Origin of the sequence: Alkalicoccobacillus porphyridii (assembly GCF_007293315.1) — a bacterium.
Lineage (GTDB): Bacteria > Bacillota > Bacilli > Bacillales > Bacillaceae_D > Alkalicoccobacillus > Alkalicoccobacillus porphyridii.
The window spans coordinates 1-271 of sequence record NZ_VLXZ01000216.1; the positions used below are offsets into that span (position 1 = coordinate 1).

Annotated in this window: 1 protein-coding gene; it reads right to left on the minus strand. The window is 55.7% G+C overall.

The window, feature by feature from the left end; all coding sequences use genetic code 11:
* Positions 1–271: oligosaccharide flippase family protein (locus tag FN960_RS24090; RefSeq protein WP_143850816.1), on the minus strand; the 271-nt coding region annotated here is incomplete at both ends.

Consider the following 271-nt stretch of genomic DNA (forward strand, 5'->3'; position numbering starts at 1 on the left):
TGCAGCACCGGAATAATGCTGTTCCACTTCTCACCAAAGACCAGCGGTACACAGTTATTCGACACCACCATCAGCCCCAGCAGCGCCGGAAAGTTGATAATCCCCACTACCGACAGCAGCTTGTAGAAGTTAACGCGCAGCTTTTCGGTGTCGTCCTGAATTTTGGCAAATGCCGGAAACAACACGCGGGTGATGATTGGGTTCAGCTTCATCGGCGGCACAACGGCCACGTTGTACGCCAGGTTGTATCCCCCTGCCACGCCCGCGCCGA